Annotated in this window: 15 protein-coding genes; 2 read left to right on the top strand and 13 right to left on the bottom strand. The window is 71.6% G+C overall.

What is annotated here, in order from left to right; translation table 11 throughout:
• Positions 1 to 61 precede the first annotated feature (61 nt).
• Both PZB77_RS24780 and PZB77_RS24775 read right to left on the bottom strand, forming a co-directional pair.
• Positions 62 to 892, bottom strand: a complete 831-nt coding sequence (locus PZB77_RS24780) for a glycoside hydrolase domain-containing protein (RefSeq protein WP_275494829.1) — start codon at positions 890 to 892, stop codon at positions 62 to 64.
• Between the two features lie 191 nt (positions 893 to 1,083).
• On the bottom strand, positions 1,084 to 2,577 hold the full coding sequence (locus PZB77_RS24775; protein WP_275494828.1) for an NCS2 family permease: 1,494 nt from the start codon (positions 2,575 to 2,577) through the stop codon (positions 1,084 to 1,086).
• A gap of 233 nt (positions 2,578 to 2,810) precedes the next feature.
• Between PZB77_RS24775 and PZB77_RS24770 the strand changes: the two genes are divergently transcribed.
• Positions 2,811 to 3,383 carry a SigE family RNA polymerase sigma factor gene (locus PZB77_RS24770; RefSeq protein WP_275494827.1) on the top strand — a complete coding sequence of 191 codons (573 nt, stop codon included), beginning with the start codon at positions 2,811 to 2,813 and terminating at the stop codon, positions 3,381 to 3,383.
• Positions 3,380 to 4,096, top strand: coding sequence for a hypothetical protein (locus tag PZB77_RS24765; RefSeq protein WP_275494826.1), 717 nt, complete (start codon positions 3,380 to 3,382; stop codon positions 4,094 to 4,096). The genes PZB77_RS24770 and PZB77_RS24765 overlap by 4 nt, the downstream gene beginning before the upstream one ends.
• Positions 4,097 to 4,205: 109 nt before the next feature.
• On the opposite strand, the gene PZB77_RS24760 is transcribed toward PZB77_RS24765, so the two are convergent.
• From PZB77_RS24760 to PZB77_RS24710, 11 genes are all read right to left on the bottom strand, one after another.
• Positions 4,206 to 5,531, bottom strand: coding sequence for a pectate lyase (locus PZB77_RS24760; protein ID WP_275494825.1), 1,326 nt, complete (start codon positions 5,529 to 5,531; stop codon positions 4,206 to 4,208).
• Positions 5,532 to 5,608: 77 nt separating this feature from the next.
• Positions 5,609 to 6,433, bottom strand: coding sequence for a rhamnogalacturonan acetylesterase (locus PZB77_RS24755; RefSeq protein ID WP_275494824.1), 825 nt, complete (start codon positions 6,431 to 6,433; stop codon positions 5,609 to 5,611).
• Positions 6,434 to 6,554: 121 nt separating this feature from the next.
• On the bottom strand, positions 6,555 to 7,889 hold the full coding sequence (locus tag PZB77_RS24750; protein WP_275494823.1) for a sugar ABC transporter substrate-binding protein: 1,335 nt from the start codon (positions 7,887 to 7,889) through the stop codon (positions 6,555 to 6,557).
• Positions 7,890 to 7,957: 68 nt separating this feature from the next.
• The gene (locus PZB77_RS24745; protein WP_275494822.1) at positions 7,958 to 9,640 is read right to left on the bottom strand and encodes a pectinesterase family protein; all 1,683 of its coding nucleotides are present in this window, start codon (positions 9,638 to 9,640) and stop codon (positions 7,958 to 7,960) included.
• 161 nt (positions 9,641 to 9,801) lie between these two features.
• On the bottom strand, positions 9,802 to 11,343 hold the full coding sequence (locus tag PZB77_RS24740; protein WP_275494821.1) for a glycoside hydrolase 43 family protein: 1,542 nt from the start codon (positions 11,341 to 11,343) through the stop codon (positions 9,802 to 9,804).
• On the bottom strand, positions 11,340 to 12,167 hold the full coding sequence (locus PZB77_RS24735) for a PmoA family protein (protein ID WP_275494820.1): 828 nt from the start codon (positions 12,165 to 12,167) through the stop codon (positions 11,340 to 11,342). The genes PZB77_RS24740 and PZB77_RS24735 overlap by 4 nt, the downstream gene beginning before the upstream one ends.
• Entirely contained in the window at positions 12,164 to 13,324 is a 1,161-nt protein-coding gene (locus tag PZB77_RS24730; RefSeq protein WP_275494819.1) for a Gfo/Idh/MocA family oxidoreductase, read from the bottom strand. Before PZB77_RS24730 ends, PZB77_RS24735 begins: the two co-directional genes overlap by 4 nt.
• 6 nt (positions 13,325 to 13,330) lie before the next feature.
• Entirely contained in the window at positions 13,331 to 14,239 is a 909-nt protein-coding gene (locus PZB77_RS24725) for a carbohydrate ABC transporter permease (protein WP_275494818.1), read from the bottom strand.
• The gene (locus PZB77_RS24720) at positions 14,236 to 15,165 is read right to left on the bottom strand and encodes a sugar ABC transporter permease (protein ID WP_275494817.1); all 930 of its coding nucleotides are present in this window, start codon (positions 15,163 to 15,165) and stop codon (positions 14,236 to 14,238) included. The genes PZB77_RS24725 and PZB77_RS24720 overlap by 4 nt, the downstream gene beginning before the upstream one ends.
• A 116-nt stretch (positions 15,166 to 15,281) precedes the next feature.
• Positions 15,282 to 17,009 (bottom strand): L-arabinonate dehydratase, encoded by a 1,728-nt coding sequence (gene araD / locus PZB77_RS24715; RefSeq protein ID WP_275494816.1) that lies wholly within the window; start codon positions 17,007 to 17,009, stop codon positions 15,282 to 15,284.
• Positions 17,006 to 17,908: a dihydrodipicolinate synthase family protein gene (locus PZB77_RS24710; RefSeq protein ID WP_275494815.1), complete on the bottom strand. Its 903-nt coding sequence runs from the start codon at positions 17,906 to 17,908 to the stop codon at positions 17,006 to 17,008. The genes araD and PZB77_RS24710 overlap by 4 nt, the downstream gene beginning before the upstream one ends.
• Positions 17,909 to 17,914: the final 6 nt, after the last annotated feature.

Here is a 17,914-nt window from a genome sequence, read left to right as displayed (position 1 = left end):
AATGCGAGAGGGCCGGCTCCCGGGAAGGGGAAGCCGGCCCGTGCCCGCGACTGCGCGCGGGTCAGCCGACGAGGGCGACGGGGGCGTCCCAGGCGTCGCGGTCGACGGTGAGGGTGTGTCCCCCGCGCGTCTCCTTGCTGTTGACCTTGTACTGGTGGGCCCGGCTGTGGTCGGTGTAGAGCGTCTTGCTCCACGGCCAGTCGGTCGTGGTGGTGGGCTTGCCGTCCCAGAGCGCGTACCAGAGGTTGCCCGGCAGGTCGGTCCTGTTCACCGCCGTGGCGACGGCCTTGGCGCTGGAGCTGCTGAAGCCGTAGAACCCGGCCCGGTAGGTCTTGGCGCGCAACGTCCTGGTGAACGAGCGGACGTAACTCAGGACCGCGTCGTTGCACGCCTTGTCCGTGATCGTGTACGGCTCGATGTCGAGGTAGACCGGGCTGCCGGCCTTCATGCCCAGCGCCGCGGCCCTGGCCACCGCGTCGTTGCCGTCCTTGACGCCGAGGGAGGCCGCCGTGGAGGCGGTCAGCTTCTCGGGGTTCGCGCTCTTCTGGCACGGCGGCTGGGCACCGACGTAGAGCGGAATGAGCTTCCAGCCGGCGGAGTTGACCGACTTCACCCAGGACGAGGTCAGGTTGGGCTGGGCGCAGCCCCGGTTCTTGCCCCCGATGTAGACGGCGGCGCCGCCGTAGAACGCGTCGGACTTCCACGCCTTCATCGCGGCGAGCGACGGCGCGGTGCAGGTGTCGAACGCCTGCCCGGTGAAGGTCTTCTGCGCGGGCCAGGTGGTGGCCGCCATCGACGTCTGGGCCACCACCCCCGAACTCACGACGGCGACCGCGGCCGCCGTCCCCCACGCGATGTAGCGGCCCTTCTTGGACAACCGGTGTCTGGACATCCCCACCCCGTTCGGATCTTGCCTCCGGCCGCTGCCGTGCCCGGCTCGGTCGGAGCGCGGCGGTGGCACGGAGGACGGCGCCCGTGGACGGGCGTCCGGAGCGGGTGGCACCCTATCCGACTCCGCCGGCTCCTGCGGCGGGCGGGTGCCCGGGGCGGTGCCCGTACACCCGCCCGGTCAGCGGGCGGTCCTCACTTCACGCCGAGCACCTGCTCGATCGGGTCGATCGCGAAGTAGACGGCGAAGAGGGCCGAGGTGCCCCAGAGCAGCCAGTGCACCTCCCGTGCCTTGCCGAGGGCGGCCTTGATCACGACGTAGGCGAGGAACCCCGCGCCGATGCCGTTGGTGATCGAGTACGTGAACGGCATGACGGCGATCGTCAGGAACGCCGGGATGGCGATCTCCCAGCTCTCCCACTCGATGTGGCGGACCTGGGACATGAGCAGGAAGCCGACCGCGATGAGCGCGGGCGCGGCGGCCTGGGCCGGGACGACGGTGGCCAGCGGGGTGAGGAAGAGCGCGACGGCGAAGAGGGCGCCGGTGACCAGGGAGGCGAAGCCGGTGCGGGCGCCCTCGCCGACGCCTGCCGCCGACTCGATGTAGGCGGTGTTGGAGCTGGCCGAGGCGGCTCCGCCCACGGCGGCGGCCGCTCCGTCGATGAGGAGGACACGCCCGATGTTCGGCACGTCGCCCTTCTCGTCGAGGAGTCCGGCCTCCTGGGAGACACCGACGACCGTGCCCATGGTGTCGAAGAAGTCGCTGAGGATCAGGGTGAAGATCAGCAGGACGATGGTCACCACGCCGACCTGCTGGAAGGCGCCGAAGAGGCTGAAGGAGCCGACGAGCCCGAAGTCGGGGGCGGCGACGATGTCGTCGGGGACGGACGGGACGGTCAGGCCCCAGGCGGCCGGCGCGATGTCGGCGATCTCGTTGACGACGATCGCCAGCACGGTGCTGACCACGATGCTGATGAGGATGGCGCCCTTCACCTTGCGGACCATCAGGGCGACGGTGAGCAGCACGCCGACGCAGAAGACCAGCACCGGCCAGCCGGTGAGGTGGCCCGTCGAGCCGAGCTGTACGGGCGTCGAGCCGGTCTCACCGGGGATGCGGGTGACGAAACCGGCGTCGACGAAGCCGATGAACGCGATGAAGAGCCCGATGCCGACACTGATGGCCTGCTTGAGGGCGGGCGGGATCGCGCGCATCACCGCCTCGCGCAGTCCGGTGACGACCAGGACGCAGATGATGAGCCCTTCGAGGACGACCAGGCCCATCGCGTCGGGCCAGCTCATCAGCGGCGCGATCTGGAAGGCGACGACCGCGTTGAGGCCGAGGCCGGCCGCGATGGCGAGCGGGAGGTTGCCGCCCAGTCCCATGATCGCTGTCATCACGGCGGCCACCAGCGCGGTGACGGTGACGAGTTGGGGGGTGGAGAGGTGGGCGCCGAACTTGTCCTCGGCCGAGCCCAGGATGATGGGGTTGAGGACCAGGATGTACGCCATCGTGAAGAAGGTCGCGAAGCCGCCGCGTATCTCGCGGCCGAGGTTCGATCCGCGGGCGCTGATGGCGAAGTAGCGGTCCAGCGCGTTCCGGTGGGCCGCGGCCGGGGCGGTATCCGGTACGGCGTCCGGCGCGGCCTTCGCCGTCTCTGGTGCTTCCGGTGCTTCCGGTGTGTCGGGCATGACGCTCCTGGGGAAGTGTGTGATCTGCGGGGCGGGTGACTGCATGTTCCCCCGTGGAAGGGGGGTTCAGGTTTTCGCCGTGTTACGCCTTACTTGGGGTGACACCCGATTCGCGGCGCTGCCGCGGTGCGCTGGTACGCTCTCGCACCGCTCGCACCCCTGGGTGCCGCTGAGGGAACGTACACAGCCGCCGCGGTTCGCGTACAGGGATTCGAGAGCAGGGAGAGGTACCCGTGGGCACTGTGGTCGACGCTGCCGCTGCCGCCGAGTTCCATCAGTTCTTCGAAGCGCACTACGCCGAACTGGCGCGCCTCGCCTACCTGTTGACGGGCGAGGCGGATGCGGCCGATGATCTGGCCGCCGACGCTCTGATGGCTCTGTGGCACCGCTGGGACCGGATGAGGGAGGCCGATCATCCCGTCGCGTACGCGCGCGGGGTCGTCGCCAACCTGGCGCGCACCCGGATCCGCGGTGCGGTGCGCGAGCGCCGCAGGGTCGCGCTCTTCTGGGCTCCACGTTCCGGCGGCGACGGGTTCGCCGTCGACGATCCCGACGTACCGACCGTGGTGGACGTGCAAGAGGCCCTGCGTAAGCTGCCGTTCAGGAAACGGGCCTGCGTGGTGCTGCGGCACGCGTTCGATCTGTCCGAGCGGGACACGTCGCTGGTCCTCGGGATATCGGTCGGCACGGTCAAGAGCCAGACTTCCCGGGGCTTGGCGGAGTTGCAGCGGCTGCTCGGTCCCGGGGCGGGCCCGGCTCCGGCACGGGTGGCCGTGGCGGGGCAGCCCGGCGGAGGAAGGCAATGATGGACGAAGAGCTGCGGGAGCGCCTTCGCGGTGCGGCGCTGGAGCACCGCCCGGACCGCGAACGGATGTGGGCCCGGGTCGAGCGCGGGATGGCGCGGGACACGCCGCCCCCACGTGCGGCACGCCCGCCGCGCGCGCCGATGCCGAGGCTGCGGATCGCGGCGGCGACGGTGGCGGTCTGCGGGGTGCTCGTGGCCGTCTCGCTCGGCGTCGCGATGACGGGCCGAGGCGGTGGCACCGGCGATCCGGTCGCGGCCTCGCCGAGTCGTACCCCGACGGTGCCCGCTCTCTCCGGGGAGCGCGGCAGCCGGCTGCCCGCCTCGAACGGCCCGGTCTCCACGGACGGTGTGGTGGACCCGGGCGGCAACGCCTTCTGGGCGCAGAGCCAGGTGCTGGTGACCGCGGCGCGGCCGCTCTCCGCCCTCACGGTGGAGCTGCGGATCGCCCGGACCGACGGGGTGAGCCAGACCGGTTCGTGGACGTCCGGCCACACGGAGGACTACGCGGTCGCCGTGCGCGAGGAGGGCGGTTTCCTCGTGTTCCGGTGGACGCTGCTGCCGGGCCGCACCGTTCCGGCGGCCACCCTCACCTTCGCGGGGCAGTACAACCACGCGGAGGGCGAGCGGGACGTGAGCGGCGACGACTTCACCGTGCGCAGCGCCTTCGAGGGCGGTGTGTCCGCGAGCGGCGGCGACTTCTCGTCCGCCGGCTGAGCCGGCGCGGTGGCACGGGACGGAAAGGGAGCGGGAGAGGGCGCGGACCCGCACAGTCCGCACCCTCTCCCGCCCGTGGAGGTCCGCCCCCGCGGGAGGGCGGACGGGGTCAGCAGTGGCCGCCGGCTCCGGCCCGGCGGTCCACGAGCGCCGGAACGGCACGCGGGGAGTCGACCTTGGTCCGCAGCACCGGGGTCCAGCCGGCGCCCGACGTGAGCTGCTCGGCGGGGACGCCGGCGTTGTGCACGGCGATCAGGTCGGTCTTCTTGCCGTTGACGTAGTTGTCGGCGGCCGTCAGCGGGGACTCCTTCCACTTCTTCAGGATGAGCGCCGGGTCGTACCCCGCCGGGAGCGTGAACGCGTTGTGCTCGGCGACGAGCCGGGACTCGATGCCGATGCCGTAGGTGTACCCGTACGCGCTGCCGGCCTTCACCACGAAGTGGTTGTTGTACGAGTCGACCTGGCCGAAGCGGACGCGCGGGGCACGCTCCTTAACGTCCTGGAAGAGGTTGTGGTGCAGGGTCACCCGGAGCTTGCCGCGGTCGGTCGCGCCCGCGCTGTCGCTGTTGCCGATGAGCATCGTCTTGTCGTGGTCCTTGAGGACGTTCCACGAGACGGTGACCAGGTCGGCGCCGCGCACGATGTCGAAGAGCCCGTCGTGCTGCTGGTAGACCGTGCCGAAGTAGTGCGGCTGGGCGGCGTCGGGGCGGTCCCCGTCGCTGAAGGTGTTGTGGTCGACCCAGACGTGGGTGGAGTTGGTGACCACGAGGTTGTCGTACTCGGAGTTCCAGGCCCCGGTCGCGGTGTCGGTCGGGTCCCACTGCGGGAAGCAGTCGTAGGTGTCCTCGAAGCTCAGGTTGCGGACGATGACGTTCGAGACGTTCTTGACCTGGAGGCTGGCACCGATGACGGTGGCGTCGTCGCCGACACCGATCAGGGTGGTGTTCGAGGGGACCGGCACGTTGACGGCCGCCGCCTGGAGGGCGGCGGAGGCGGCGCGGGCGTCCTCCAGCGGGCCGCTGGGCACCGCGTCGGTGCCCCAGACCGCCGGGTCGTAGGCGGCGAGGTACTTCTCGAGGGTGTAGCCGCCGGTGTAGTAGTCCTCGCAGCCGATGGGGGTGCCGTTGACGTCGGAGTTGCCGTGGACGGTCCCCACGATCCGGACGATCTTGGGAGCGTCGCCGGCGTCCTCGAAGGCGGCGATCAGCTCGGCGCGGTTGGTGACCGTGTAGACGTGGTCGCGGGTGGCCGCGGCGCCGCCGGTGGTCGAGCCGTCCGCGGAGGCCCAGCCGTCGTGGGCGGGCAGCACGGCGCGCTCGATCGGCTTGGCGTGCGGCCGGGGGGCCGCCTGGGCGGGCAGCGACACGGCGAGGGCGACGGAGGCGCAGCCCATCACCACGGTGATGGCACGGAGGTGGCGCATGCGTGCGGACATGGGGTTCCTTCGGTTCGTTGCGTCGGAAGGGGAGAGCGGGGGCGCGGGGGTTCGGGCGGGCTGGTTCCGGGCCGGCCTCAGGCCCGCGGCCAGGTGATCCACTCGGCCGGAACGGGGGTGGTGAGCCGGCGCGTCTCGCCCGGGGCGAGCACGCGGGCGTCCACCAGGGCGCGGGCGGTCGTCCGGGCGACGTCGATCGCGCCGCGCGGCTGGAAGTGCGTGTTGTCCTGCACTCCGTCCGGGTAGTTGGGGGACTCCCCCGGCGGCAGCCAGTTGAAGTACCCCTGGGTGGCGACCGGTCCCAGCTGCTGCCAGCGGGCGAGGGTGAGCGCCTGGGTGTCGATCAGCGGTACGCGCTCCTCGGCCGCCAGGGCGCGCATCGCGGCCGGGTACTCACCGTGGCTCGGTCGGGCGGTGCCGTCCTCGGCGAAGCGGCGGCGCTCGACGGGGGTGAGCAGGACGGGCCGGGCGTGGCGTGCGCGGGCCGCCGTGACGTAACGGCGCAGGTGGTCCTGGTAGGTCGTCCAGGGGTCGGTGCCGCGGAGCGGATCGGCCGTCTTCTCGTCGTTGTGCCCGAACTGGATGAGCAGGAGGTCGCCGGCGCGGACGTCGGGGAGCAGGGCGGCGAGGAGTCCTTCGTCGATGAAGCTCTTCGAACTGCGCCCGTTCATCGCGTGGTTGGCGACCCGCAGCCCTCGGCCGAGGAAGAAGGGCAGGGCCGTCCCCCACCCCGTTTCGGGTGCCGCGTCGGCGTACTTCTGGGCGGCCGTCGAGTCGCCCGCGATGTGCACGGTGCGAGGACGGGGCCGCCGCCCCCCGTCCTTCGCCACCGCCGGGGTGGCGGCGAGGGCGAGGGGCAGGGCCGCGAGCGCGGCCACGGTTCGTCTGCGGGTGAGTGACACGAGGTACCTGCCTCCCAGGTCGTACGGGGTGGAGGGGAGCCGGCGGCGGGGCGCGTTCCGTGCCGCCGCCGGCTCCCGGTCGTCGCCGGTGGTGCGGGTGGAGTGGCTGGTGTCCGGCCGGTCAGCCGTTGCCCAGCTCCTTCCACTCCTTCTGGGCGGCGTTCAGCTCGCCGGCGATCTTGTCCAGGAAGTCCTTCGCGGAGACCTTGCCGAGCAGCAGCTTCTGGAACTCCGGCTCGTTGTCGGCCTTGCTGATGTTGTTCCAGTCGGGCAGGTAGTAGGGCAGGTTCACGATCTTGGTGGAGCCGTCGGTGAGGGCCTTGGCCGCGAGCGCGGTCGGCTCGGACGCGGTGATCCACGGGTCCGCGGCCGCCTCGGTGTTGGCGGGGATGGCGCCGGCCGACTCGTTCCACTTGCTGTTCGAGGCGTGCGAGGCGGCGAACTCGATGAACTTCCAGGCGGCGGTCTTGTTCTTGCTGCTGCGGAAGAGCCCGAGTCCGTCGACCGGGTTGGAGACCTGGACGCGGGTGCCGCTGTCACCGATCGGGTTCGGGATGCCGGCGAACTTGTCGTCGCCGAGCGCCTTCACGTGGTCCTGGTAGGAGCCGAGGTTGTGGCTCAGCATCCCGATCGTGCCGGTGTCCCACTGCGCGACCATCTTGGTGAAGTCGTTGTTGACGTCGGCGGAGGGTGTCGCCTTCTTGAAGAGGCCGACGTACTTCTCCAGCGCGGCCACGTTCTTCGGGTCGTTGACCGTGGTGGTGTCGCCGTTCCAGAACTCCGTGATGCCCGACTGCCCGTAGGAGGCGTCCAGCGCCTGGGCTATGGAGCCCGCGCCGCCCCTGATGGTGTAGCCGAACTCGTTGTGCTTGGAGTCGGTCAGCTTCTCGGCCGCCTCGTAGAACTGCGCCCAGGTCGAGGGCGCCTGGAGGCCCGCGGCCTTGAACAGGTCGGTGCGGTACCAGAGCGTTCCGTTGTTCGCGGAGGTCGGGACGGAGTACATGTCGTCGCCCCGGCCGCCGGCGTCCTTGACGCTCGCGACCATGCCCTCGACGAGCTTGCCCTTCAGCGAGGACTTCTCGATCCGGTCCTGGACCGGCTCCAGCGCCTCCTGGGAGACGATGTTGGCGAGGTACGCGGTGCCGACACCCCCGACGTCCGGCAGGCCGCCGCCCGCGATGGCGGTGTCGTACTTGGACTGCACGTCGGCGATCGGGATCGGGACGTACTTGACCTTGATGTTCGGGTTCTCCTTCTCGAAATCCTTGATGATCTCGGTCCAGACCTCGGTGCGCGGGCCACCGTTGTTGTCCCAGAAGGTGATCTCGCCCTTGCCGCTGCCCTCGGTGCCGGAGCCGCTGCCGTCGTCGCCGCAGGCGGTGGCGGTCAGGGCGAGCATCGCGGTCAGCGAGACCGCCGCGGCGGTACGCCCCCGGGACTTCTTGGAGATGGTCATGGTTCGGCTCTTCTCTGTGGATGGAGAGGGGTGTGGATGTGCCGTGTACGCCGTGTATGTGGGGGGCGTCAGTGCCGGCGGTGCGGTGCCCAGCCGTCCTCGCCCGCGAGGTAGTCGCCCACCTCGTGGAGCGCGGCGTCGGCCGGGGACATCTGGGGGCGGTCCGCAGTGGCCGCGGCGCCGGGACCGTAGGTCCGGTACTCGCTGAACCGGGCTTCCCGCCAGGGGAAGCCGCTCATGTCGGACCAGGGGCTCGCCTTGACGGCGGCGGGCAGCGACGTCTCGCGGACCAGGACCTGGCCGATGGCGTCGGGGTTGCCGCTCGGGTGCCAGGGGCGGCCGAGGTGGAAGGTGTCCGCGGGAGCGTCGCTGATGATCCGGCTGCGGGTGATCAGGATGCCGTACGGGTTCTCCTTCCAGGTCGAAGCGGCCGTGATGTAGCCGTTGTTGGTGTCCGAGCCGCGGCTGAGCGCCTTGATCACGGACTTTTCGACGACGGTGGTGGCGCGGCCGTAGAGGAAGTCGACGTCACCTTCGATGTAGGAGCCGGTGACGTAGACGCGGGCCTTCTGGGTGAGGGCCGGGGTGTCGGTCATCAGGGTGTCCTGGTTGCCGAGGAATCCGGTGTTCTCGAAGGTCAGCCGGTCGCCGGTGGTCTTCACGGCGAGCGCCTGCTCACCGCTGATCTCCACGGCGGCCTCGTCGAAGTCGTTGGAGAAGGTGAGGTTACGGGCCGTGAAGTCGTGGCCCTCCACGAGGACGGTGGCGCTGCCGGTGGACCCCTGCGTCCCCGTGCCGTCGGGCTTGGGCTCGCCCTGCGGGGTGTTGAAGACGATCAGGGTGTCCGAGCGCCGCCGGCCGGTGCCGACGAGGGAGACGTACGGCTGGCTCTTGCCGATGCGCACGTGTTCGCGGTACGTGCCGGGCGCCAGGCGCACGGTGATCCGGCCGTCGTTGCCCTGGGGCACCGCGTCGACGGCCGCCTGCACGGTGGGGTACTCGGCGGGGACCCGCAGCACGGTGTCGGTGCCGATCTCCTTCCGCGGACCGGCGAGGCCGCCGGCCGGTCCGGGCCGGTCACCGGCGGACCGGTTGTGGTCGTAGGTGATCCGGTCAAAGGTGCCTGCCGTCCCGCGGGGGCCCGACGCCCCGTCGCGGTACCCGAGCAGGTTGTGGGAGACGGTGACGTACCGGCTGCCGCCACCGAGGTCGAGCCCGGTGCCCGTACCCGTGAAGCGGTTGTGGTCAATCCAGACGTGGTCGGCGGCGTCCGCCCGGAGGGCGGCCGCATCCGTGCCCCGGAGGGTCAGGTTGCGGACGATCACGTTGTGGGTGCCCGGGTCCAGGCGGAGGCCGCCCCCGGCGATGCCGGCGGTGTCGCCGACGCCGACGACGGTCTTGTCGGAGGTCACGGTGACGGCGCCGGCGACGGGGTCCGCCGCCAGGACTCCGGCGACCCGGATGATCCAGGGCCCCTCGGCGCCGGCGTACGCGGCCAGGCCGGCCCGGGTGGTGACGGTGACGACACGGCCGCCGGCGCCCCCGGTGGTCCCGCCGGCCAGGGCGGCGGCGCCGTACGGGGTGTCGGACCGGGTGGCGTGCGAGCCGGACTCCACCACCGTGGCGGTGGGCGGGTCGAAGGGCCCGGCCGCGCCGGCGGCGGGGCCCGTGGGCAGGAGGAAGGCCCCGGCCAGGGCGAGTGCCGCGACCGGCGTGCTTCTCCGGGTGCGCGGGGTACGGAGGTGCGTCATTGCGGCTCCCATACGAGCGGTACAGATGTGTCCGTGCTGCGGTGCGACGTGCCGTGCGTGCGGTACAGGTGTGGCCGTGCGGGCGGTGCGTGACGTGCGGGGCGGGTGTCCGTACGGGCGGCGGTGCGCGTACGGGGCGGGCGGGGCGGTGGTGCGGGCGGTTACCCGGGCCCCGGCGGGGAGTGGAAGGCGGTGAACCCGGCGGTGCCCGCCGGCCCCGTCCCGGCGGGTGCCGTGGCGAAGAGGCCGAGCAGCGCGCCGACCCAGCGCCACGGTTCCGCGGCGAAGACCTGGCCCGAGGGACGGAATCCGTCCCCGGTGTCGGCGTGGAAGCGGCACCGGGCGCCCGCGCTCACCTCGATGCGGAGCGTGGCCGACGCGTCGGGGGCGGGACGCCCCGGTGCCGCGTCCCGTTCGTGCTCGGCGACGCCTTCCGCGTACCGGTGCACGAGCGACACGCCCCCGTCCTCGCCCCGTTCGAGGCCGATCCAGCTGAACGCGTCGCCGAGCACGGCCAGTCCGGCCTTCGCCCCGGGTACGTCGCTGCCGAGGGCGAGTGACACCTCCACGGTGAACTCCTCGGCCGGCAGCCGCTGGACCAGCACGTTCGGCAGGGTCCGCAGGTCGTGCGCGTGCGAGGTGCGGACGCAGGCGAGCCGCAGCCCGTCCCCGGCGTGCTCGACGGTCCATCCCGGGCGCGGGTTGGCGGTCCACTGCCACTGCCTGCCGTACCGGCCGCCGGCGAAGCCGTCCGCGAACGCCGGCGCGTCCACCGGCTGTTCGGGCGCGACGGGCTTGGCGTGCACCGCGACGGGTTCGCCCCGGTCACCGAGGACGGGCCACCCCTCCTCGTCCCAGCGCATCGGCTGGAGGTGGACCACCCTCCCGTACGCGCCCCGCTCCTGGAAGTGCAGGAACCAGTCCTCGCCCGCCGGGGTGCGCACCCAGCCGCCCTGGTGGGGGCCGTTGACCCCGGTGCGGCCCTGGGCCAGGACCACGCGCTCCTCGTACGGGCCGGTGAACTCCTTCGCCCGGAACGCGCCCTGCCAGCCCGTGGTCACCCCGCCCGCCGGGGCGAAGATCCAGAACTCGCCCTCGTGCCGGTAGACCTTGGGCCCTTCGAGGGTGAACCAGCCGGGGATCAGGTCCCCGTCGACCAGGGTCGTTCCCTCGTCGAGCAGTTCGCGGCCGTCCGCGCTCATCCGGTGGCCGGTGAGCCGGTTCTTGATCCCGGAGCGGGACTTCGCCCAGGCGTGGACGAGATAGGCCTCGCCGGTCTGCTCGTCCCACAGCGGACAGGCGTCGATCAGGCCCTGGCCGCCCTTCACCAGGTGCGGTGCGCTCCACGGACCGCGTACGTCCTCGGCGTTGACCTGCTGGATGCCGTGGTCGGGGTCGCCCCAGAAGATCCAGAACCGGCCCGCGTGGTGGCGGATCGAGGGTGCCCAGACGCCCCGGTCGTGGCGTGGGACCGCGAAGTCGGCGGCGGGTTCCAGGGTGTCGAGGGCGTGGCCGATCAGCGACCAGTTGACCAGGTCCCGGGAGTGCAGCAGCGGCAGCCCGGGGGCGCGGCCGAAGCTGGACGCGGTGAGGTAGTAGTCGTCGCCGCCGACACGTACGACGTCGGGGTCGGACCAGTCGGCGTTCAGCACCGGGTTGCGGTAGGTGCCGTCGCCGAGGTCGGCGGTCCAGGGCCTGTTCACGCGGTCACCACCTTGCGGACCAGGGCGGCGGCCTCGTCGCGGTCCAGCCGTCCGTCCGCGACGATGGTGACGACCCGCCGGACGACGGTGGCACCGGCCGGCACCGGGAGCCGTTCCTCGGCCGCGAGGGACGAGCCGACGCCCGGGTACTCCTCGGCGCGGACGAACCAGGGGTCCTGCCGGGTGTCCCCGGTGGCCCCGGCGAAGACCAGGGTCCAGCCGTCGCCGGCCATCGCCAGCCAGTCGGCCCGGTCTCCGTGTACGGCCCGCTCACCCTCGCCGCCGGCGCTGAACACCTCGGGCGCCCGGTCCTCCTTGGGTGCCCGCCAGAAGAAGCCGCCGTACCCGGCCCCCGGCCGCCCGTTGGTGGCCGGGCTGCCGATGGACAGGCCGGTGGTGGCCCGGTTGGTCAGCGAGAAGGAGAAGTCGAGGGCCCAGGCGGTACCCGTCAGCGGGATGACGGCCACCGTGCGGTGCTCGCGGAGCAGTTCGGTTCCGCCCGCCTCCCAGGCGAGCTCCTCCACGAAGCCGTCGGGGTCGCGGAGCTTCCAGCCGAGGTGGCGCTGGACTCCGTGGTTGTCGAGCGCGGTGGGCCCCTGACCGCGGACGAAGGTGCGCCCGCCCCAGAAGTTGTACCCGGCGACGTCGGGCACGGCCACGGCGGCGCCGAGGTGGTGCGGGTGGTCGGCGGGGCGCAGCTCGGTGACGGGGGTGCCGGCGAGGGTGGTGAGGGGATGCAGGCACGGGCGGCCCGCCCGGTCGTCGGGGAGGTAGCCGTAGCGGCCGACGGGGCGGCCCGCGCAGCTGAGGCGGAGCTCGTTCACGAGGCGCTCACCTCGCGGGAGCGGGCCCAGGGGGCGCCGAGTTCGGAGAAGAGGGCGAGGGATTCGGCTCCCGCGTCGACCACGGCGTCGATCCCCTTGACCACCCGCCGGGACCCCTGGGTGGCGGCCTCGCTGTACCAGGCGTCGGCGGGCAGCGCGGTGGGCTCGGCTCCGGTGCGTACCGCTTCGACCACGCGCATGAAGGCGCCGGTGCGGTGCGGGGGCACCAGTAGGGGGGTGCCGTCGGTGAGGTGGTCGGCGAGGTTCTCCAGCAGGTCGGTACGGCCGTGCACGGTCTCCTCGGGGCCGTGTCCGGCGCGCTGGAGCAGGACGCGGTCCTGCTTGTACCAGAAGGTGATGCGCCCCCGGTCGCCGTGCACGACGACGTAGGGTTCGGCGGCCCGCTCGGCGCAGAGGGTGACGCAGACCGCGACGGGGAGGCCGTCGGTGGTGGTCACCCGGAGGCTGCTGGTGTCGTCGGCCTCGATGTCGTGGGCCCGGAAGAGCTCGGTCTCGATGCGGGCGACGTCCTCGGCGGTACCGCTGCCGGCGAGTTCGAGGGAGGTGGCCACGGCGTGGGCGAGCGGGTTGGTGAGCACCCCGTCGACCACGTCGGTGCCGCCGAGCCTGCGGCGCCCGGCCCAGGGTGCGCGCCGGAAGTAGGCCTCCTCGCGCACCCAGGCGCCGGCCGCGCCGATCCCGCGGAGCGCGCCGACGGCACCGTCCGCGACGAGCTCGCGGATGGCGGGCACGGCGTGCGAGCCGAAGGACTGGAAGCCGATCTGGCAGGCGGTGCCCGCTTCCCGTACGCCGTCGCTCATCCGGGTGAAGTCGGCGAAGGTGGCCGCCGGGGGCTTCTCCAGGAGGAGGTGGACGCCGCGCCGGGCGGCGGTCAGGGCGAGATCGGTGTGGGTCGGGATCGGGGTGCAGACGACGGCCGCACGGGCGCCGGTGGAGTCGAGCAGCGCGCCGAAGTCGGACGACTGCTCGGGGAGTTCACCGGTGAAGGGGGCGAGTTCGCTCTGGTCGAGCGGGGTCAGTTCGCAGATCCCGGCGAGCCGGACGATCCCCTTGCGCTGGAGACGTTCGATGTTGGCGAGGTGCCAGCGGCCGTGGCCCCGGGCACCGGCCAGGACGATCGGGAGGGGGGTGGTCATCGCGGGTCAGCCCTTCACCGCACCGGCGCTGAAGCCGGTGATCAGCCACTTCTGGATGAAGGCGAAGACGATCACCACGGGGACCGCGGCGATGACTCCGCCCGCGGCCAGTGCGCCCAGGTCGACGCTGTCCGCGCCGATGAGGGTGTTCAGGCCGACCGGGATCGTCTGCTTGTCCTGCTCGCTGAGGAACATCAGGGCGAAGAGGAAGTGGTTCCAGCTGTGCACGAAGGCGAAGGAACCGACGGCGATCAGCCCGGGCCGCAGGAGCGGGAGGACGACGGCGCAGAAGGCGCGGAAGCGCGAGCATCCGTCCACCCAGGCGGCTTCCTCCAGCGTGACGGGCACATTCTTGATGAACCCGCTGATGAGGATGATCGACAGGGGGAGCTGGAAGACGGTCTCCGCGATGACCACGCTGCCCAGCGAGTTGATCATCTGGAGGTTCTTGAAGATCTCGAAGAGCGGTACGAGCATCAGCGCGCCCGGGATGAACTGCGAGCAGAGCAGCGCCAGCATGAAGGCGCCCTTGATCTTGAAGTCGAAGCGGGCCAGGGCGTAGCCGCCGGCCAGGGCGACGGTGGTCGTGGCGATCAGGGTGCCGACGCCGACGATCATGCTGTTCTGGAAGAAGACGGCGAAGCTGCGTTCCGTCCACACCTTGTCGAAGTGCTCACCGGTCATCGGCCAGGGCACCAGCGAGGTGGAGCCCGCGGGGCGGACGGCGAAGAGGAACATCCAGTAGAACGGGATGAGGGTGAAGAGGAGGTAGACGCCGAGCGGCAGGTAGATCTGCCAGCGCGGTACGTCGTCGAACGAACGCTCGCGTCCGGGCCGGCGGTTGCGGGCCGGGGGCCTGACGTCCGCGGCCGGAGGCGGGGTGGCGGGGGTCTTCTCGGCGAGTGCGGCAGTCACTTGTGGTCGCCTCCGAACTTGCTCAGGCGCAGATAGACGATCGAGCAGAAGAGCAGGATCGCGAAGGCGACGGTGGTGAGCGCGGACGCGTACCCGAAGTCGTGGCCCTCGATGCCGGTGTTGGCGACGTAGAGCGGGAGTGTGGTGGTCACGCCCGCCGGACCGCCGCCCGTGAGGGTGTAGAGCAGGTCCACGTTGTTGAACTCCCAGACCGCGCGGAGCAGCGTGGAGAGGATGATCGCGTCCCGCAGGTGGGGCAGGGTGATGTGGAAGAACTGCCGCATCCGTCCGGCGCCGTCCACCGAGGCCGCCTCGTAGAGCTCCTTGGAGACGGACTGGAGGTCGGCGAGGATGAGGATGGCGAAGAAGGGGACGCCGCGCCAGAGTTCGGAGACGGTGGCGGCCCAGAAGACGGTGCCGGTGTCGGAAAGGACCGAGGTGCCGTAGTCGCCGATCCCCGCGTCCGCGAGGTAGCGGCTGAATCCGGTCGAGGAGTTGTAGAGCAGGATCCAGATGGTGCTGGTCAGCACACCCGAGACGGCCCAGGGCGAGAAGACCATGGCGCGGGAGATGCCGCGGCCGATGAAGGACTGGTTGACGATCAGCGCCAGGGCGAGGCCCAGCACGAGCTGGAGGCTGACCTGGGTGACGACCCACTGGGCGCTGAAACCGAGGGTCGACCAGAACTGGTCGTCGTCGGTGAAGATCTTGGTGTAGTTGTCGAAGCCGGCGAAGCCGTTCCGCCAGGGCTTGGTGACGTTGTAGTTCTGCAGGCTGTAGTAGAAGACGCTGATGACCGGATAGGCGATGAACCCCACCATCAGCAGACCGGCGGGCGCGATCAGCAGATACGGCAGCTTGCGGGGGGTCGCCGAACGGCGCCTGGGCACCTTGGGCGGTTTGGCCACGGCGGCGGCTTGGGCCATGACACCTCTCCGTTCTCTCGTGTTTCCGGTCGTGTTGCGTGTACTGCAAGCGCTTTCCCCGCGGCGTTCGACAAGGCCGGACGAGGCGGGTGCGCCGGAATGCCTGGGTGCCGGTGTCAGCCGGCGTACGGATCGGGCACGTCACCCTCGCGGGCCAGGAAGGCGAAGTCGCAGCCGGTGTCGGCCTGCGTGATCTGGTCCTGGTAGAGGGCCCCGTAGCCGCGGCCGTACCGGGGCGGCGGCGGGGTCCAGGCGGCCCGGCGCCGCTCCAGTTCCTCGTCGTCCACGTCGAGGGTGAGGCGGCGGGCCGCCACGTCCAGGGTGATCGTGTCACCGGTGCGGACGAGGGCGAGCGGGCCGCCGACGAACGACTCGGGCGCGATGTGCAGGACGCACGCCCCGTAACTCGTGCCGCTCATCCGGGCGTCGGAGATCCGGACCATGTCGCGGACGCCCTGCTTGAGCAGGTAGTCCGGGATCGGCAGCATGCCGTACTCGGGCATCCCGGGGCCGCCCTTGGGGCCGGCGTTGCGGAGCACCAGCACGTGGTCCGGGGTGAGGGCCAGGGCCGGGTCGTTGATGGTGCGCTGCATCTCCCGGTAGTCGTCGAAGACGACGGCGGGGCCGGTGTGGCGCAGCAGCCGGGGTTCGGCCGCGATGTGCTTGATGACCGCGCCGTCCGGGCAGAGGTTGCCGCGCAGCACCGCCACGCCACCCTCGTCGGCAAGCGGTTTCTCCCGGTCGCGGATGACGTCGTCGTTGTGCACGAGCGCCCCGTCGAGCTGTTCGCGCAGGGTGTCGTGGCCGACGGTGGGCCGGTCCAGGTGGAGGACGTCGGTGAGCCGGGAGAGGAACCCGGGGAGCCCGCCGGCGAAGTGGAAGTCCTCCATGAGGTACTTCCCGCCGGGGCGGAGGTTGGCGAGCACCGGCACGGTGCGGGCGATCCGGTCGAAGTCGTCGAGGGTGAGCTTGATGCCGGAGCGGCCGGCCATCGCGATGAGGTGGATGACCGCGTTGGTGGAGCCGCCGAGCGCGAGCACGGTGGCGACGGCGTCCTCGTACGCGTCCGGGGTGAGGATCTGCGACAACGTTCGTTGCTGCCACACCAGTTCGACGATACGGAGACCGGACTGCGCGGCCATCCGGTCGTGGCCGGAGTCGACGGCCGGGATCGAGGAGGCACCGGGGACGGTGACGCCCAGCGCCTCGGCGGCGGCCGTCAGGGTGGAGGCGGTGCCCATCGTCATGCAGTGGCCGGGTGAGCGGGCGAGCCCATTCTCCAGTTCGGCCATCTCGCAGTCGCCGATGAGTCCCGCCCGCTTGTCGTCCCAGTACTTCCACATGTCGGTGCCGGAGCCGAGGACCTCGTTGCGCCAGTGGCCCGGCAGCATCGGCCCGGCCGGCACGAAGACGGCCGGCAGGTCGACGGAGGCGGCGCCCATCAGCAGGGCCGGCGTCGACTTGTCGCAGCCGCCCATCAGCACGGCCCCGTCGACCGGATAGGAGCGCAGCAGCTCCTCGGTCTCCATGGCGAGCATGTTGCGGTAGAGCATCGGGGTCGGCTTCTGGAACGTCTCCGACAGGGTGGAGACGGGGAACTCCAGCGGGAAGCCGCCCGCCTGCCAGACCCCGCGCTTGACGGCCTGCGCCCGGTCCCGGAGGTGGACGTGGCAGGGGTTGATGTCGGACCAGGTGTTGAGGATCGCGATCACCGGCTTGCCGAGGTGCTCCTCGGGGAGGTAACCGAGCTGCCGGGTACGCGCCTTGTGGCTGAAGGAGCGGAGTCCGTCGGTGCCGTACCACTGGTGGCTGCGGAGCTCCTCCGGGGCGATGCGGGCGTTCACACCGACCACCCGGCGATCTCGTCGGCGACCTCGGCGCGCTGCGCCTCCGGCAGCACCCGGCTGGGCGCGCGGACGTCGCGGCGGCAGAGGCCGAGGACCGCGAGGGCTTCCTTCACCACGGTGACGTTGTTGGCGGACTGCCGGTCGGCGCGCAGCTCCTCGAAGCGGCGGATGCGCTCCCAGACCTTCATGGCGGCGGTGTAGTCACCGGCCCGCAGCGCCTCCAGCATGGCGAGCGAGACGGCGGGGGCGACATTGACCAGGCCGGAGGTGAACCCGGTGGCGCCGGTCGCGAAGTAGGAGGGCGCGTACAGCTCGGCGAGGCCGGCGATCCAGACGAACCGGTCGAGTCCCGCGTCCCGGGCGAAGGCGCCGAAACGGGCGGCGTCCGGTACGGCGTACTTGACGCCGATGACGTTGGGGCAGAGATCGGCGAGTTCGGCGAGCTTCTCACCGGCGAGCAGCGGGTTGCGGATGTAGGGCACGACGCCGAGCTCCGGCACGGCCTCGGCGATCGCCCGGTGGTAGTCGATCCAGCCGTCCTGGGAGACGTACGGGTGGACCGGCTGGTGCACCATCACCAGCTCGGCGCCCGACTCCCGGGCGTGCTCGGCGGCGGCGACGGCGGTGGGCACGTCGTGTCCGACGCCCACCAGGACGGTGGCCCGGCCCCGCACCTCGTCGATGGTCAGCTCGGTGACCGCGCGCCGCTCCTTGGGGGTGAGCGCGTAGAACTCCCCGGTGTTGCCGTTGGGGGTGACGATGCGGACTCCGCCGTCGAGGAGCCGCCGCAGCAGCGCCCGGTGGGTGTCCTTGTCGATCGTCCCGTCCGGTGCGAACGGCGTCACGGGGATCGCCACGACGTCGGCGAGGGCCGCCTTGAGCGGGATGAGGTCCATGCCAAC

Origin of the sequence: Streptomyces sp. AM 2-1-1, from assembly GCF_029167645.1 — a bacterium.
Classification (GTDB): domain Bacteria; phylum Actinomycetota; class Actinomycetes; order Streptomycetales; family Streptomycetaceae; genus Streptomyces.
This window is presented reverse-complemented; position numbering and strand designations above follow the sequence as displayed.

Excerpts from the sequence above, each read along its gene's own strand:
- PZB77_RS24745 (WP_275494822.1), bottom strand. The coding sequence starts at position 9,640 with ATGACGCACCTCCGTACCCCGCGCACCCGGAGAAGCACGCCGGTCGCG.
- PZB77_RS24760 (WP_275494825.1), bottom strand. The coding sequence starts at position 5,531 with ATGTCCGCACGCATGCGCCACCTCCGTGCCATCACCGTGGTGATGGGC.
- PZB77_RS24750 (WP_275494823.1), bottom strand. The coding sequence starts at position 7,889 with ATGACCATCTCCAAGAAGTCCCGGGGGCGTACCGCCGCGGCGGTCTCG.
- PZB77_RS24720 (WP_275494817.1), bottom strand. The coding sequence starts at position 15,165 with ATGGCCCAAGCCGCCGCCGTGGCCAAACCGCCCAAGGTGCCCAGGCGC.
- PZB77_RS24780 (WP_275494829.1), bottom strand. The coding sequence starts at position 892 with ATGTCCAGACACCGGTTGTCCAAGAAGGGCCGCTACATCGCGTGGGGG.
- PZB77_RS24710 (WP_275494815.1), bottom strand. The coding sequence starts at position 17,908 with ATGGACCTCATCCCGCTCAAGGCGGCCCTCGCCGACGTCGTGGCGATC.
- PZB77_RS24765 (WP_275494826.1), top strand. The coding sequence starts at position 3,380 with ATGATGGACGAAGAGCTGCGGGAGCGCCTTCGCGGTGCGGCGCTGGAG.
- PZB77_RS24730 (WP_275494819.1), bottom strand. The coding sequence starts at position 13,324 with ATGACCACCCCCCTCCCGATCGTCCTGGCCGGTGCCCGGGGCCACGGC.
- PZB77_RS24775 (WP_275494828.1), bottom strand. The coding sequence starts at position 2,577 with ATGCCCGACACACCGGAAGCACCGGAAGCACCAGAGACGGCGAAGGCC.